16 protein-coding genes are annotated in these 15,808 nt (G+C 67.3%); 14 read left to right on the top strand and 2 right to left on the bottom strand.

Features of this window, described 5'->3' with window-relative positions; genetic code table 11:
* Positions 1–19: 19 nt before the first annotated feature.
* The 10 genes from rlmN (at position 20) to RN02_RS18735 (ending at position 10,813) form a co-directional block, all read left to right on the top strand.
* Positions 20–1,162, top strand: coding sequence for a 23S rRNA (adenine(2503)-C(2))-methyltransferase RlmN (gene rlmN / locus RN02_RS18780; protein WP_009616171.1), 1,143 nt, complete (start codon positions 20–22; stop codon positions 1,160–1,162).
* 18 nt (positions 1,163–1,180) lie between these two features.
* Complete coding sequence (gene pilW / locus RN02_RS18775; RefSeq protein WP_043315885.1) at positions 1,181–1,936, top strand: type IV pilus biogenesis/stability protein PilW; 756 nt, start codon at positions 1,181–1,183, stop codon at positions 1,934–1,936.
* Positions 1,933–2,967 carry a helix-turn-helix domain-containing protein gene (locus tag RN02_RS18770; protein ID WP_009616173.1) on the top strand — a complete coding sequence of 345 codons (1,035 nt, stop codon included), beginning with the start codon at positions 1,933–1,935 and terminating at the stop codon, positions 2,965–2,967. Before pilW ends, RN02_RS18770 begins: the two co-directional genes overlap by 4 nt.
* Positions 2,968–2,969: 2 nt before the next feature.
* The gene (gene ispG / locus RN02_RS18765) at positions 2,970–4,082 is read left to right on the top strand and encodes a flavodoxin-dependent (E)-4-hydroxy-3-methylbut-2-enyl-diphosphate synthase (protein ID WP_009616174.1); all 1,113 of its coding nucleotides are present in this window, start codon (positions 2,970–2,972) and stop codon (positions 4,080–4,082) included.
* A gap of 18 nt (positions 4,083–4,100) precedes the next feature.
* Positions 4,101–5,390 (top strand): histidine--tRNA ligase, encoded by a 1,290-nt coding sequence (hisS, locus tag RN02_RS18760; RefSeq protein ID WP_009616175.1) that lies wholly within the window; start codon positions 4,101–4,103, stop codon positions 5,388–5,390.
* 26 nt (positions 5,391–5,416) lie between these two features.
* Positions 5,417–6,061, top strand: coding sequence for a YfgM family protein (locus tag RN02_RS18755; protein WP_009616176.1), 645 nt, complete (start codon positions 5,417–5,419; stop codon positions 6,059–6,061).
* A gap of 1 nt (position 6,062) precedes the next feature.
* Entirely contained in the window at positions 6,063–7,205 is a 1,143-nt protein-coding gene (bamB, locus tag RN02_RS18750; protein ID WP_152623784.1) for an outer membrane protein assembly factor BamB, read from the top strand.
* 86 nt (positions 7,206–7,291) lie between these two features.
* Entirely contained in the window at positions 7,292–8,779 is a 1,488-nt protein-coding gene (gene der / locus RN02_RS18745; RefSeq protein WP_009616178.1) for a ribosome biogenesis GTPase Der, read from the top strand.
* Between the two features lie 103 nt (positions 8,780–8,882).
* The gene (locus RN02_RS18740; protein WP_043315881.1) at positions 8,883–10,031 is read left to right on the top strand and encodes a pyridoxal phosphate-dependent aminotransferase; all 1,149 of its coding nucleotides are present in this window, start codon (positions 8,883–8,885) and stop codon (positions 10,029–10,031) included.
* On the top strand, positions 10,019–10,813 hold the full coding sequence (locus RN02_RS18735; RefSeq protein ID WP_043315880.1) for an amidohydrolase: 795 nt from the start codon (positions 10,019–10,021) through the stop codon (positions 10,811–10,813). The genes RN02_RS18740 and RN02_RS18735 overlap by 13 nt, the downstream gene beginning before the upstream one ends.
* 475 nt (positions 10,814–11,288) lie before the next feature.
* Here RN02_RS18735 and RN02_RS18730 read toward each other — a convergent pair whose 3' ends face one another.
* Together RN02_RS18730 and RN02_RS18725 are read right to left on the bottom strand one after the other, a co-directional pair.
* Positions 11,289–12,230 carry a sulfotransferase gene (locus RN02_RS18730; protein ID WP_161796253.1) on the bottom strand — a complete coding sequence of 314 codons (942 nt, stop codon included), beginning with the start codon at positions 12,228–12,230 and terminating at the stop codon, positions 11,289–11,291.
* 86 nt (positions 12,231–12,316) lie between these two features.
* Positions 12,317–13,270 (bottom strand): aldo/keto reductase, encoded by a 954-nt coding sequence (locus tag RN02_RS18725; protein WP_043315876.1) that lies wholly within the window; start codon positions 13,268–13,270, stop codon positions 12,317–12,319.
* Between the two features lie 342 nt (positions 13,271–13,612).
* Here RN02_RS18725 and dapA point away from each other — a divergent pair, with 342 nt between their 5' ends.
* The 4 genes from dapA (at position 13,613) to RN02_RS18705 (ending at position 15,500) form a co-directional block, all read left to right on the top strand.
* A complete protein-coding gene (gene dapA, locus RN02_RS18720) occupies positions 13,613–14,479 on the top strand; it encodes a 4-hydroxy-tetrahydrodipicolinate synthase (protein ID WP_043315872.1) in 867 nt (288 codons plus the stop codon).
* A gap of 65 nt (positions 14,480–14,544) precedes the next feature.
* The gene (locus RN02_RS18715) at positions 14,545–14,880 is read left to right on the top strand and encodes a DUF5629 family protein (RefSeq protein WP_043315869.1); all 336 of its coding nucleotides are present in this window, start codon (positions 14,545–14,547) and stop codon (positions 14,878–14,880) included.
* A gap of 106 nt (positions 14,881–14,986) precedes the next feature.
* Complete coding sequence (locus RN02_RS18710) at positions 14,987–15,226, top strand: CopG family ribbon-helix-helix protein (protein ID WP_043315866.1); 240 nt, start codon at positions 14,987–14,989, stop codon at positions 15,224–15,226.
* Positions 15,216–15,500 carry a type II toxin-antitoxin system RelE/ParE family toxin gene (locus RN02_RS18705; protein WP_009616187.1) on the top strand — a complete coding sequence of 95 codons (285 nt, stop codon included), beginning with the start codon at positions 15,216–15,218 and terminating at the stop codon, positions 15,498–15,500. Before RN02_RS18710 ends, RN02_RS18705 begins: the two co-directional genes overlap by 11 nt.
* Positions 15,501–15,808 lie beyond the last annotated feature (308 nt).

Here is a 15,808-nt window from a genome sequence, read left to right as displayed (position 1 = left end):
AATGGGCGAGGGTGAATCCATGACTGATACCGCTGCAAAGGCCAACCTGCTGGGCATGACCAAGCCCCAGCTCGAGGAATTCTTCGAGTCCATCGGTGAAAAGCGCTTCCGCGCCGGCCAGGTGATGCAATGGATTCACCACTTTGGCGCCGAGGATTTCGACGCCATGACCAATGTCGGCAAGGCCTTGCGCGAAAAGCTCAAGGCCTGTGCCGAGATTCGCGGCCCCGAAGTGGTCAGCCAGGACATCTCCAGCGACGGCACCCGCAAGTGGGTGGTGCGCGTGGCGTCCGGCAGTTGCGTCGAGACCGTGTACATCCCGCAGAACGGCCGCGGCACCCTGTGCGTGTCGTCCCAGGCCGGCTGCGCCCTGGATTGCAGCTTCTGCTCCACCGGCAAGCAGGGCTTCAACAGCGACCTGACCTCCGCCGAGATCATCGGCCAGGTGTGGCTCGCCAACAAATCCTTCGGCACCGTGCCCGGCAAGATCGACCGCGCCATCACCAACGTGGTGATGATGGGCATGGGCGAGCCGCTGCTGAACTTCGACAACGTCGTCACCGCCATGAGCATCATGATGGAGGACTTCGGCTACGGCATCTCCAAGCGCAAGGTGACGCTGTCCACCTCCGGCGTGGTGCCGATGATCGACAAGCTCGGCGAAGTCACCGACGTGTCCCTGGCGCTGTCGCTGCATGCGCCCAACGACGAGCTGCGCAACCAACTGGTGCCGATCAACAAGAAGTATCCCCTGGCGGTGCTGCTGGACGCCTGCCAGCGCTACATCGGGCGCCTGGGCAAGGAGCGCGTGCTGACCGTCGAGTACACCCTGCTCAAGGACGTCAACGACCAGCCCGAGCACGCTGAGCAGATGATCGCATTGCTCAAGGAAATTCCTTGCAAGATCAACCTGATTCCGTTTAATCCGTTCCCCCATTCCGGTTACGAGCGGCCGAGCAACAATTCGATCCGCCGTTTCCAGGACATGCTGCACAAGGGCGGCTTCAACGTCACCGTGCGCACCACCCGCGGCGACGACATCGACGCCGCCTGCGGCCAACTGGTCGGCCAGGTGATGGACCGTACCCGCCGCAGCGAACGCTACATCGCCGTACGCCAGCTGGCGGCCGACGCCGAGAAGGCGCCCGCCAATCGAAACTGATCTCGAGGGAGGATTCCGATGACCTTGCGCGCCGCGCTGTTCGTGTTCCTGGCCAGCCTGCTGGCGGGTTGCGTGACGTCTGGGAAGCAGGACCCCCTGAGCACCGCCAAGGGCCGTGAAGAGGCCCGCGACGCCTACATCCAGCTGGCCATCGGCTACCTGCAGAACGGCAGTACCGAGCAGGCCAAGGTGCCGCTGCGCCAGGCCCTGGAGCTGGACTCCTCGAGCGCCGACGCCCACGCCGCGCTGGCCCTGGTCTACCAGCAGGAGATGGAGCCCAAGCTGGCCGAGCAGGAATACCGCAAGGCGTTGTCCTCGCGCTCGGATGCGCGCATCTGGAACAACTACGGCAGCTTCCTGTACGAACAGAAGCGCTACGACGAGGCCACCAATGCCTTCCAGAAGGCCGCCGAGGACAGCCTCTACCCGGAGCGCTCGCGGGTCTTCGAGAACCTCGGCCTGGTCAGCCTCCAGCTGAAGCAGCGCGAGCAGGCCAAGCAGTACTTCGAAAAGGCCCTGCGCCTGAACCGCCGGCAGCCCAGCGCCTTGCTGGAAATGTCGCAGCTGTCCTACGACGATCGCCAGTACGTGCCGGCGCGCGACTACTACAACGAATACCTGAAGCAGGGACAGCAGAACGCCAAGAGCCTGCTGCTGGGCGTGCGGCTGGCCAGGGTCTTTGACGACAAGGACACCGCCGCCAGCTACGGCCTGCAGCTCAAGCGCCTGTATCCCGCATCCCCCGAATACCAGGCATACCAGGCAGAGAAATGATGAAGACGTCGCAGCCAGAAGTCGCCAGCACGAGCCGCGCCAATCCGGGTGAGGCCTTGCGCCAGGCGCGCGAGAGCCGGGGCTGGTCGACCTCGCAGGTGGCCGGTCAACTGAACCTCACCGAGAACTCCCTGCGCCAGCTGGAACTGGGCAATTTCGACAAGCTGCCGGGCCACACCTTCGCCCGCGGCTACGTGCGCGCCTACGCCAAGCTGCTGGGCATGGACCAGGCGCAGATGGTCAGCGCCTTCGACCAGTACACCGGCACCGACGCCACCGGCAGCAACGTGCAGAGCCTCGGCCGGGTGGCCGAGCCGATGCGCCTGTCGCGCAACCTGCTGCGCCTGTTCAGCCTGCTGCTGCTGGCCCTGCTGGTGGGCTTCGGCTACTTCTGGTGGCAGGAGCGCGCCGGGCGCAACCTCGCCGAGAACAGCGGCCTGAACCTGGAGCACGTCGAGGTCGAGAGCGCCGACGGCACCACCGAAGTGCACAGCCTCGACGAGCCCGAAGACCAGGCCGTCGCCGAGGACAAGGCCAGCGCGCCGAGCGAACCGGCTGGCGACAGCGGCGCCGCCGAGCCCGAACAGAACGCCGAGGCCCCGGCCAACCCGGCCGAGACCGCGCCCCAGGTGGCCGCCCCCGCAGCGCCGGCTGCTCCCGCCGCGCCGGCCGCCAACACCGCCGCCGTGCCTGCGACTCCGGCCGCTCCTGCCGCCCCGGCGGTTCCGGCCGCGCCCGCAGCCGAACCTGCTGCCCCGGCTGCCGCTCCGGTGGTGGCTTCGGCCGGCCAGGGCGTGGTCAAGGTGCAGTTCATCGCCGACTGCTGGACCCAGGTCACCGATGCCGACGGCAAGGTCCTGGTCAGCGCGCTCAAGCGCAAGGGCGACTCCATGGAAGTCGCCGCCAAGGTTCCCCTGGAGCTGCGCCTGGGCTTCGCCCGCGGCGCCCAGGTCAGCTACAACGGCCAGCCGGTCGACGTTTCGCCCTATTCCCGCGGCGAGACGGCACGCATGAAGTTGGGTGGTAACTAAAGATGCATTGCGCTTCTCCGATCAAACGCCGCCAGTCCCGCAAGATCTGGGTCGGCTCGGTGCCGGTGGGCGGTGACGCGCCCATCGCCGTGCAGAGCATGACCAACACCGATACGCTGGACGTGGCCGCCACAGTCGCGCAGATCCGCCGCCTGGAAGACGCCGGCGCGGACATCGTGCGCGTCTCGGTGCCGGACATGGACGCGGCCGAGGCCTTCGGCAAGATCAAGCAGCAGGTCCGCGTGCCGCTGGTGGCCGACATCCACTTCGACTACAAGATCGCCCTGCGCGTGGCCGAGCTGGGCGTCGACTGCCTGCGCATCAACCCCGGCAACATCGGCCGCGAGGACCGCGTCAAGGCGGTGGTGGACGCGGCCCGCGACAAGAACATCCCGATCCGCATCGGCGTCAACGCCGGTTCGCTGGAGAAGGACCTGCAGAAGAAATACGGCGAGCCGACCCCCGAGGCCCTGCTGGAATCGGCCATGCGCCACGTCGAGCATCTCCAGCGCCTGGACTTCCAGAACTTCAAGGTCAGCGTGAAGGCCTCCGACGTGTTCATGGCCGTGGCGGCCTACCGCCTGCTGGCCAAGGAAATCGAGCAGCCGCTGCACCTGGGCATCACCGAGGCCGGGGGCCTGCGTTCGGGCACCGTGAAGTCCGCGGTGGGCCTGGGCATGCTGCTGGCCGAGGGCATTGGCGACACCATCCGCATCTCCCTGGCCGCCGACCCGGTGGAAGAGATCAAGGTCGGTTTCGACATCCTCAAATCCCTGCACCTGCGCTCGCGCGGCATCAACTTCATCGCCTGCCCGAGCTGCTCGCGGCAGAACTTCGATGTGGTCAAGACCATGAACGAGCTGGAAGGCCGCCTCGAAGACCTGCTGGTGCCGATGGACGTGGCCGTGATCGGCTGCGTGGTCAACGGCCCGGGCGAAGCCAAGGAGGCCCACATCGGCCTCACCGGCGGCACGCCGAACAACCTCGTCTACATCGACGGCAAGCCGGCGCAGAAGCTGCAGAACGAAAACCTGGTGGATGAGCTGGAACGGCTGATCCGCGAAAAAGCGGCCGCCAAGGCCGAAGCCGACGCCGCCCTGATCGTGCGCGGCTGACCGCAACAAGGACAACATGTGAGCAAGTCCCTGCAAGCCATTCGTGGCATGAACGACATCCTGCCGGACCAGACCCCGGTATGGCGCTACCTGGAAAACACCTTCGCCGGCCTGCTGGAAGAATACGGCTACAGCGAGATCCGCCTGCCGATCATGGAGTTCACCGAGCTCTTCGCCCGCGGCATCGGCGAAGGCACCGACGTGGTCGACAAGGAGATGTACACCTTCCTCGACCGCAACGAGGAGTCGCTGACGCTGCGCCCCGAAGGCACCGCGGGCACCGTGCGGGCCATGCTCGAACACGGCCTGACCGGCGGCGGCCAGGTGCAGAAACTCTGGTACACCGGGCCCATGTTCCGCTACGAGAAGCCGCAGAAGGGCCGCTACCGCCAGTTCCACCAGATCGGCGTGGAAGTCTTCAACCTGCCGGGGCCGGACATCGACGCCGAGCTGATCATCCTCACCTGGCGCCTGTGGCAGAAGCTGGGCATGGCCGACGCCGTGACCCTGCAGCTCAACACCCTGGGCTCCAGCGAGGCCCGCGCGCGCTACCGCGAAGCGCTGGTGGCCTACCTGCAGGAACGCTTCGAGCAGCTCGACGAAGACAGCCAGCGGCGCATGACCACCAACCCGCTGCGCATCCTCGACAGCAAGGTGGAAAGCACCCAGGCGCTGCTGGTCGGCGCGCCGACCCTGCACGACTACCTGGACGAAGAGTCGATCGCCCACTTCGAGGGCCTGAAGGCCCGTCTGGACGCGGTCGGCCTGCGCTACGAGATCAACCAGAAGTTGGTGCGCGGCCTGGACTATTACTGCCGCACCGCCTTCGAATGGGTCACCGACAAGCTCGGCGCCCAGGGCACCGTCTGCGGCGGGGGCCGCTACGACGGCCTGGTCGGCCAGTTCGGCGGCAAGCCGACGCCGGGCGTGGGCTTCGCCATGGGCGTGGAACGCCTGGTGCTGCTGCTGGAGACCCTGGGCGTGGTGCCCGCCGAGCTGAAGCGCCCGGCCGACGTCTACGTCTGCGCCTTCGGCGAGCCGGCCGAACTGGCCGCCCTGGGCCTGGCCGAGAAGCTGCGCGACGCCGTCCCCGGCATCCGCCTGCTGCTCAATGCCGGCGCCGGCAGCTTCAAGAGCCAGTTCAAGAAAGCCGACAAGAGCGGTGCCCAATTCGCCCTGATCCTGGGTGACGACGAACTGGCCGCGCGCGTGGTAGGTTTCAAGCCCCTGCGTGGCGAGGGTGAGCAACAGAACATAGCCTGGGAGGCTCTGCCCGAGCACCTGGCAGCCTGCATCCAGCGGGCCTGAGAATCGAGCGGATTAGGAGTATTGGGGTGACCACGCGTACCGAAGAAGAACAACTGGCGGATCTCAAGGACTGGTGGCAGCGCAACGGCATGCCCCTGCTCACCGGGGCCGCCCTGGCGCTGGTGGTGGTGTTCGGCTGGCAGGCCTGGAAGAAGTACCAGGCCAACCAGGCGCAGAACGCCTCCATCCTCTACCAGCAACTGGTCGAAGCCTCGCTGACGCCCTCCGGCCAGCCGGACACCGCGCGCGTCGCCGAGCTGGCCAACAAGCTGACCAGCGAGTACGGCGGTACCCACTACGCCCAGTACGGCCGCCTGTTCGTCGCCAAGGTGGCGGTGGACGCCGGCAAGCTGGACGATGCCGCCAGCGAGCTGAAGGCCGTGGTCGACAAGCCGGTTGACGCCACCCTCGGCGAACTGGCCCGCCAGCGCCTGGCCCGTGTCCTGGCCGCCCAGGGCAAGGCCGAGGACGGCCTGAAGCTGCTCGAAGGCGACGCCGACAAGGCCTACGTCTCCAGCCGCGAAGAACTCAAGGGCGACCTGCTGGTGCAGCTCAAGCGCACCGACGACGCCCGCAGCGCCTACGAGAAGGCCAAGGCCGCCCTGCCCGAAGAGGCCGCCGCCGGCGCCCTGCAGGTGAAACTCGACGACCTCGCCAAGGGAGGTGCGTAAGATGCTGCGCTGGAAACATGCGGCGCTGCTGGCGCTGACCCTGCTCGCGGTCGGTTGCAGCAGCAACAGCAAGAAGGAACTGCCGCCGGCGGAACTCACCGACTTCAAGGAAGAGGTGCGCCTGGACAAGCAGTGGAGCCGCTCGGTCGGTGACGGCCAGGGCGACCTCTACGAACTGCTGCAGCCGGCCGTGGACGGCTCCAGCATCTATGCCGCTTCCGCCGAAGGCCGCGTCATGGCCATGCAGCGCGAGAACGGCGACGTGCTCTGGAAACAGGACCTCGACCTGCCGATCTCCGGCGGTGTCGGCGTCGGTGGCGGCCTGGTGCTGCTCGGCACCCTGAAGGGCGACGTCATCGCCCTGAACGCCGCCAACGGCGAGCAGAAGTGGCGTACCCGCGTGCCCAGCGAAGTGCTGGCGGCGCCGGCCACCGACGGCGACGTGGTGATCGTGCAGACCCAGGACGACAAGCTGATCGCCCTCGACGCCAGCACCGGCAACCAGCGCTGGGTGTACGAGAACACAGTGCCCGTGCTGACCCTGCGCGGCACCGGCGCCCCCATCATCGCCGGGCGCATGGCCATCGCCGGCCTGGCCAGCGGCAAGGTGGTGGCGGTGGACGTGCAGCGTGGCCTGCCGATCTGGGAAACCCGCGTCGCCGTGCCCCAGGGCCGTTCCGAGCTGGACCGCGTGGTGGACATCGACGGCGGCCTGACCCTGGTCGACAACGTGATCTACGTAGCCAGCTACCAGGGCCGCGCCGCCGCCCTCGACCTAGCCAGCGGCCGGGTGATCTGGCAGCGCGAGGCCTCCAGCTACGCCGGCGTCGCCGAAGGCATCGGCAGCGTCTACGTCAGCGATGCCAGCGGCACCGTGGAGGCCCTGGACGGCCGCAGCTCGTCCTCGCTGTGGAGCAACGACGCCCTGGCGCGCCGCCAGCTGTCGGCCCCGGCGGTGTTCTCCAGCAACGTGGTGGTGGGCGACCTGGAAGGCTACGTGCACCTGCTGAGCCAGGTGGACGGCCGCTTCGTCGGCCGCGAGAAGGTCGACGGCGACGGCGTGCGCGTGCGCCCGCTGGTGGTCGACCGGTGGATGTACGTGTATGGCAACAGCGGAAAGCTGGTCGCCTTCACCATTCGCTAAGCTATGTTCTACCTGCCGGCCGCTGTTGGATGACGACAGCGGCCGGCGTGTTTTTTACGAATTCCTGAAATTTCCTGGAGAGCCGCATGGTTCCCGTAATCGCCCTGGTGGGCCGCCCCAACGTCGGCAAGTCCACCCTGTTCAACCGCCTGACCAAGACTCGCGACGCCATCGTCGCCGAGTACGCCGGCCTGACCCGCGATCGCCAGTACGGCGAGGCCAAGTGGCAGGGCAAGAAATTCATCGTCATCGATACCGGCGGCATCACCGGTGACGAGGAAGGCATCGACGCCAAGATGGCCGAGCAGTCGATGCAGGCGATCGAGGAAGCCGATGCGGTGCTGTTCATGGTCGACGCGCGCGCGGGCCTGACCGCCGCCGACGAGATGATCGCCGAGCACCTGCGCAAGCGGAACAAGCGCAGTTACCTGGTGGCCAACAAGATCGACACCGTCGATCCGGACATCGCCCGCGCCGAATTCAGCCCGCTGGGCCTGGGCGACGCCCTGACCATCGCCGCGGCCCACGGCCGCGGCATCACCCACATGCTGCAGACGGCCCTGGGCGAGATGTTCCAGCCCGAGCCCGAGGCGCCGGAAGACAACGACCTGCCGGACGAGCTGGAAGAGGTCGCCGAGGGCGAGGAAGCCAAGCGCATTCCCGGCCCCAGCGAGAAGGATGGCATCAAGATCGCCATCATCGGCCGCCCCAACGTCGGCAAGTCGACCCTGGTCAACCGCATGCTCGGCGAGGAGCGGGTGATCGTCTACGACCAGGCCGGCACCACCCGCGACAGCATCTACATCCCGTTCGAGCGCAACGAAGAGAAGTACACCCTGATCGACACCGCCGGCGTGCGCCGCCGCGGCAAGATTTTCGAGGCGGTGGAGAAGTTCTCGGTCGTGAAGACCCTCCAGGCCATCCAGGACGCCAACGTGGTGATCTTCGTGATGGACGCCCGCGAGGGCGTGGTCGAGCACGACCTCAACCTGCTCGGCTTCGTGCTGGAGACCGGCCGCGCGCTGGTCATCGCGCTGAACAAGTGGGACGGCATGGAGTCGGGCGAGCGCGACTACGTCAAGACCGAACTGGAGCGCCGCCTGCTGTTCGTCGACTTCGCCGACATCCACTTCATCTCGGCGCTGCACGGCACCGGCGTGGGGCACCTGTACAAGTCGGTGCAGGAGTCGTTCCGCTCCGCCGTCACCCGCTGGCCCACCAGCAAGCTGACGCAGATCCTCGAGGACGCGGTGCAGACGCACCAGCCGCCGATGGTCAACGGCCGCCGCATCAAGCTGCGCTACGCCCACCTGGGCGGCGCCAACCCGCCGCTGATCGTGGTCCACGGCAACCAGACCGAAGCGGTGCCCAAGGCCTACACCCGCTACCTGGAGAAGACCTACCGGCGCGTGCTCAAGCTGGTCGGCACGCCGATCCGCATCGAGTACAAAGGCGGCGAGAACCCCTTCGAAGGCAAGAAGACCCAGCTCACCGAGCGCCAGGTCAACAAGAAGCGCCGGCTGATGTCGCACCACAAGAAGGCCGAAAAGAAAAAGAAAGACAAGAAGCGCTAGCCGCAAGCCTGAAGCTGGAAGCCGGAAGTAGGGCGCTTCCAGCTTCCAGCTTCCAGCTTCCAGCTTTAAGCTAGGCAACCCCCTTCGCCTGCAGTCCTTCGCCATGCTCACCAGCAAACTGCCCAACGTCGGCACCACCATCTTCACCCGCATGTCGCAGCTCGCCGCCGAGTGTGGCGCGCTCAACCTGTCCCAGGGCTTCCCCGACTTCGACGGCCCCGCCGCCTTGCGCGAGGCGGTAGCTCGCCACGTCATGGCCGGGCACAACCAGTACTGCCCGATGACCGGCCTGCCGGCGCTGCGCGAGCAGGTGGCGGCCAAGGTCGCCGCCTTCTACGGGCGCAACGTCAGCGCCGACGCCGAGGTGACCATCACCCCCGGCGCCACCGAGGCGATCTTCTGCGCCGTGCAGGCGCTGATCCGCCCCGGCGACGAGGCCATCGTCCTCGACCCCTGCTACGACAGCTACGAACCCTCGGTGGAACTGGCCGGCGGCCGCTGCGTGCACGTGCCGCTGAACCTGCCGGACTTCCGCATCGACTGGCAGCGCCTGGCCGACGCCATCACCCCGCGCACCCGCCTGATCTTCCTCAACAGCCCGCACAACCCCAGCGGCGCGCTGATCGACCGTGCCGACCTGGACCGCCTGGCGGCGCTGATCCGCGAGCGCGAGATCTACGTCATCAGCGACGAGGTCTACGAGCACCTGATCTACGACGGCGTTCAGCACGCCAGCGTGCTGGCCCACGACGAACTCTATGCCCGGGCCTTCGTGGTCAGCTCCTTCGGCAAGACCTACCACGTCACCGGCTGGAAGACCGGCTACGTGGTGGCGCCGCAGGCTTTGTCGGCTGAGATGCGCAAGATCCACCAGTACGTGAACTTCTGCGGCGTCACCCCGCTGCAGTGGGCGCTGGCCGACTTCATGGCCGCGCACCCCGAACACCTGTGCGAGCTGCCGGGCTTCTACCAGGCCAAGCGCGACCTGTTCTGCGACCTGCTGAACGGCTCGCGCTTCAGCTTCCAGCGCGCCGCCGGCACCTACTTCCAGGTGGTCGACTACTCGGCGATCCGCCCGGACCTGGACGACGTCGCCATGGCCGAGTGGCTGACCCGCGAACACGGCGTGGCGGCCATCCCGGTCTCGGTGTTCTACCAGCAGGCCCCGGCGGACATGCGCCTGGTGCGTTTCTGCTTCGCCAAGAAAGAGGAGACGCTGCGCCAGGCGGCGGACAAGCTATGCGCGATCTGAGCCAACTGCCCGACCTCAACCTTGCCCTGGTGCAGACTACCCTGGCCTGGCACGACGCGCCGGCCAACCGCGCGCACTTCGACGCGCTGCTGGAACAGGCCCGCGGCGCCGACATCGTCATCCTCCCGGAGATGTTCACCACCGGCTTCTCCATGGACTCCGAGGCCCTGGCCGAGGCGGAGGAGGGCGAGACCTACGCCTGGCTGCGCCACCAGGCCGCGCGCCTGGACGCCGTGGTGACCGGCAGCGTGATCGTCCGCACCGCCGATGGCAGCCACCGCAACCGCCTGCTCTGGGCCCGCCCGGACGGCGAGATCCTGCACTACGACAAGCGCCACCTGTTCCGCATGGCCGGCGAGCACAAGCACTACACCGCAGGCGATGCCCAGGTGCTGCTGGAGTGGAAGGGCTGGCGGGTGCGTCCGCTGGTCTGCTACGACCTGCGCTTCCCGGCCTGGAGCCGCGACGCACAGGACACCGACCTGCTGCTCTACACCGCCAACTGGCCAGCCGCCCGCCGGTTGCACTGGAACCGTCTGCTGCCGGCGCGGGCCATCGAGAACCTGTGCTACGTGGCGGCGGTGAACCGCGTGGGCGAGGACGGCAAGGGCCACGCCTATGCCGGCGACAGCCAGGTGCTGGACTTCCAGGGCGAAGCGCTGCTGGAAGCGGCCAACGGCGACGGTGTGTTCCACGCCAGCCTCTCGGCCCAGGCGCTGGCCGCCTACCGCGAACGCTTCCCGGCCTACCTCGACGCCGACCGCTTCGTCATCGAGCCCTGAGGCTGTAGGCAAGCTTTTCGTAGGATGGTGTTGAGCGAAGCGATACCCATCGCCCCGCTCGACTGCACGCCGTCCCTGTCGACGCAATCGCTGGGCCTGCTCCATGCCTCCCTGTAGGAGCGGGCTCTGCCCGCGAATCGCGCGCAGGGCGCGCTCCTACAGGTTGATGCCGAACCTTGCAATGCCGGACAGCCCTCTCTCCCGCTTGCGGGAGAGGAGCGGCGTAACCCACAACACGGTTGTCGCCGGTAATCACCATTCGCGAGCAAGCTCGCTCCTAGCGCATGAGCGAGCATGGCTTTTCGTAGGATGGTGTTGAGCGAAGCGATACCCATCAGCGCAACCGCATGGGTTTCGCAAGCTCAACCCATCCTACGAAGAGCGTCCCGGTGCGCCCCGCAAGACAGTTGCTCCTACAGGCGAAATGCCATGCCTTGCGCCCCTGTAGGAGCGGACTCCGTCCGCGATTCGACCGTCAGGACGCCGCCAGCAACCCCTCGATACGCCGATGCAGGTTGCCCAGCGGGGTGAAGTGCGCCGGATCGATGTGGTTGGAATTCTGCTCCAGCTGCACCAGGCGCATGCCGCCGGTGACCTGCCCGCGCAGTTCCTCGTAGGCGGCGATGACCTCTTCCGCCAGGGCGCGGGCGTGCTCCGGCACCTGATCCAGGCTGTAGCGCCTGACCCGGGCGTTGTCGTAGTAGCCGGCGGCCTCGCCCAGGTCGACGCCCAGCCATGCGCCGGTGTCGCGCAGCACCGCCTCGCCGAGGTCCTCGTGGAACACCGCCCTGACCGAAGGCAGGTTGCGCAGGAAGCGGATGTACAGCGCCATCACCTGCAGGAAGCTCTTGAGCACCGTGTCGTAGCCGGCTGCCTCGTCGCCGTTCAGCTCGGCCAGGCCGCGGGTCGACATGAGCACGTCGATGGGGTTGCGGAAGGTGAAGACGTAGTGCGAACGGTAGAAATGCCGGCAATGGAATTCGAACAGTTGCTGGCAGGTGCGCGCGGCCTCGTGGGGATTGACCACGATCTTGCTGCCGACGTAGCGGTAGTGCCGGGCTAGCCGGGCCAGGTAGTGGTGCCAGGGGGCGTCTTGCTGGAACAGCGGCGGGCAGAAGCTGCTCTTGTTCTCCTGGTTGCCCCAGGACCTGTGCATGGCGTTGTAGCGCGCGGCGAAGTCCGGGGTGCCCGGGTCGTCCTGCAACGCCGGTTCGCCGAGGAGGAAGATCTCCGGCGAGCTGTTCAGGGCATTCTGGAAGACAGTGGTGCCGCTGCGCGCCGCGCCGATGACGAACAGGCCGCGGTCGTCTGGCACCACGATGTCGGCGGTTTCCGTGAGGAGCGATTCTTCGCGCTGCGGGTTGGACTTCAGAACCTGCCAGAGGCGTTGCGGCGTGGACAGCATTCTCTGCTCCATTTTTCTTCTTGTCGGGGAGACGCGCAGCAGAGAGTACGGGGCCATGGGAGGCCGCGGCAAGTCTCCGCGGCCACCCGGCAGGCGCCTCAATAGGCGCTCGCCGCATCCAGCCGGTGGATATCCTCCTGGCTCAGTTGCAGCCGCGTCGCCGCGACCAGGTCCGGCAACTGCTCGAGGTTGGAGGCGCTGGCGATGGGCGCGGTGATGCCCGGGCGGGCGATCAGCCAGGCCAGGGCCACCTGGGCCGGGGTGGCGTCGTATTCCTCGGCCACTTCGTCCAGGGCCACGAGGATGGTCACGCCGCGCTCGTTCAGGTAGCCCTTGACCTTGTCCGCCCGCGCCGGGCTCTTGTCCAGGTCGGCTTCGCTGCGGTACTTGCCGCTGAGGAAGCCGCCGGCCAGGCCGTAGTAGGGGATGACGCCGATGCCCAGTTCGCGCACCGTCGGTTCCAGGCGCGTTTCGTAGTCGGCGCGGTCGTAGAGGTTGTAGTTCGGCTGCAGGCTCTGGTAGCTGGGCAGGTGCAGGTGCTCGGCCACCTCGCGGGCCTCGCGCAGGCGCCGGCCGTCGTAGTTGGAGGCGCCGATGACGCGCACCTTGCCCTTCTTCACCAGCTCGGCGTAGGCGCCGAGGGTTTCCTCCAGGGAGGTGTGGGTGTCGTCGCAGTGGGACTGGTAGAGGTCGATGTAGTCGGTCTGCAGGCGCTGCAACGAGTGCTCTACGGCCTGTTCGATGTAGGCCGCGGAGAGGCCCTTGTGGCCGTTGCCCATGTCCATGCCGACCTTGGTGGCGATGATCACCCTGTCGCGGTTGCCGCGCTGCTTCATCCACTTGCCGATGATGGCCTCGGACTCGCCGCCCTTGTGCCCGGGCACCCAGCGCGAGTAAACGTCGGCGGTGTCGATGCAGTTCAGCCCGGCGTCCAGCAGGGCGTCGAGCAGGCGGAAGGAAGTCGCCTCGTCGGCGCTCCAGCCGAAGACGTTGCCGCCGAACACCAGCGGCGGAATGGCCAGCCCGGAGCGGCCCAGTTCGCGAGAGTTCACCTGTCACTTCTCCATACTGCGGTGTGGTTGAACCAGCATAGACCCTAGGAGAAGGTTGACAGCCAAGTCCGACGTTGAGCATATTCGGTGCCTGATTCGCGCAACGGACTTCCCATGTTCGCCAACTCCGACCACTCGCTGCCGCTCCCGGGCTCCTTCGCCCCGGCCTGCGCGTGCGTCGCCGTTGCCAAGAAATCGAAGAAACAGTCGCTCATTTGACCGGGGCGCGCTGTCCCGTCAGATGGGCTGACAGGACAACCAGGCGCCAGGTCGATCTTCCCCCGCTTGCATCCCGCACCCTCCCTGACGGCGACCAGACGGTCAGCCACAAGGAGTTTTCGCATGTCTACGTTTCGTGGGATCTGGGTGGCCCTGGCCACGCCCTTGCGTGCCGGGGAAATCGACTTCGCCGCCCTGCGCGGCCTGGTGGGCAGGTTGCTGGAGGACGGCGTCGCCGGCTTCGTGGTCTGCGGCACCACCGGCGAGGCCGCCGCGCTCAGCCATGAGGAACAGCTGGCGGTGCTCGACGCCGTGCTGCAGTGGGTGCCGCCGCAGCAGGTGATCATGGGCCTGGCCGGCAACAACCTGCGCGAGTTGCTGGCCTTCCAGCAGGAAATCCAGCGCCGCCCCGTGGCCGGTCTGCTGGTGCCGGCGCCTTACTACATCCGCCCGTCGCAGCCGGGCCTGGAGGCGTTCTTCCAGACTGTGGCCGACGCCGCCAGCGTTCCCGTGGTGCTCTACGACATTCCCTATCGCACCGGCGTGCGCATCGAGCGCGAGACCCTGCGGCGCATCGTCCGCCACCCGCGCATCGCCGCGGTCAAGGACTGCAGCGGCGACTTCGAGACCACCCTGGCGCTGATCGCCGACGGCGACGTCGAAGTGCTGGCCGGCGAGGACCTGCAGATCTTCGCCAACCTGTGCCTGGGCGGCGCGGGGGCCATCTCCGCGTCCGCCCACGTGCGCGCCGACCTCTACGTGCGCATGCAGCGCCAGGCGGAGGCGGGCGACCTGGCCGGTGCGCGGGGCACCTTCCTGCGCCTGCTGTCGTGGATGCAGGCCGCCTTCGCCGAGCCCAACCCGGCGCCGCTGAAGGCCGCCCTGGCGTTGCAGGGGTTGATCGCCGACGAACTGCGCGAGCCCATGCAGCCCTGCTCGGCGGCCACCGTCGAGCGTCTGCGCGGCGTGCTGGCGGCGCTGGCCGACTAGGCGGGGAGGGCCGCCGGCGGGGCTTTGCTCTATGATGGCGGCCTGTCTCACCGGGAATACGAAAAATGTCCGACGAAACCCTCTACCTGCTGGACCAGCTCGAACTGACCGACATGCTCGAACTGGACGGCCTGCACGCCTGGGAATTCAGCCTCGACGAAGACCTGCTGGACCGCGCCGAGATCGCCGCCGAAGCCGGCCAGGCCTTCGCCAGCGAAGACGTGGTGCTGCGCGTGGAGGTGGTCGACGGCCGCGACAAGCGGCGCTGGCAGTTCACCTACAACGAGGTGATGGAAGCCCAGTACGAGGCCAGCGACGACAGCTGGACGCTGCAATCCGACGGCAGCGAGCACCGCCTGCGTTGCCTGGGCGCGGTGAGCGCCAGCGGCGACGACGAATAGCATTCCCCTGGCTGGCCGGTGGGCGCTTCCGGGCGATCGGTAGTTCGAGTGGCCTGTAGTGTGTTGTAGTATGTTGTAGCGATACATATTACAACCGAGGTGCCCCATGCCCGTGATGTCCCTGCGTCTGTCGGACGATCAGTCCGATACCCTCGCGAGGCTTGCCCAGGCGACCGGCCGCAGCAAGAATTTCCTCGCCGCCCAGGCACTGGACGAATACCTCGCCCGGGAAGCCTGGCAGATCGGCGAAATCCAGCAGGCCATCGTAGAGGCCGATGCCGGCGATTTCGCCAGCGGGGCGGAAGTCGAAGCGGTACTGCACAAGTGGACGCGCAATGCAGGTTGAGTGGCTGCGCAAAGCGCTGCAGAACCTCGACGACGAAGCCGCCTATCTCGCCCAGCACAATCCGGCCGCCGCACGCGACTTCGTCGCTGCGGTGTTCGACGACATCGCACAACTGGCCCTCCACCCCGCGATGGGGCGCGAGGGACGCGTACCCGGCACCCGCGAATGGCCCATGCCTGGCCACCCTTACCTGATCCCCTATCGCGTTCGTGACGGGAAGCTGCAGATCCTGCGCATCTTCCACACCCGGCGCCTGCCTCCCGAGCGGTGGTAGCCCGGCAAGCGTGCTGCGGAGAAAGTTACAAGCGAAAACGCTGGAGAACGCCTGAGGCAGAATGCTCTTCGTAGCCATGCCGATGGGTATCGCTTCGCTCCACCCATCCTACGGAAAGCGCCATGCCTCCCGGCGGGTTGTAGCGGGCCCTGCCCGCGAATCGCGCGCAGGGCGCGCTCCTACAGGGGAATGGTGCGGGTGGGGCAGCGCAGGAGCGGATCTCATCCGCGATCCGCGCCGGGACGTCCGGTCATCGCGGACAAGGTCCGCTCCTACGCCTCCGGCAAACACCACACCCCGTAGGATGG

It is taken from the genome of Pseudomonas sp. PI1, assembly GCF_000812405.1.
GTDB classification, from domain to species: Bacteria; Pseudomonadota; Gammaproteobacteria; order Pseudomonadales; family Pseudomonadaceae; genus Pseudomonas; species Pseudomonas citronellolis.
The sequence above is the reverse complement of the archived record's forward strand: the minus strand, read 5'-3'. Positions and strand labels throughout refer to the sequence as shown.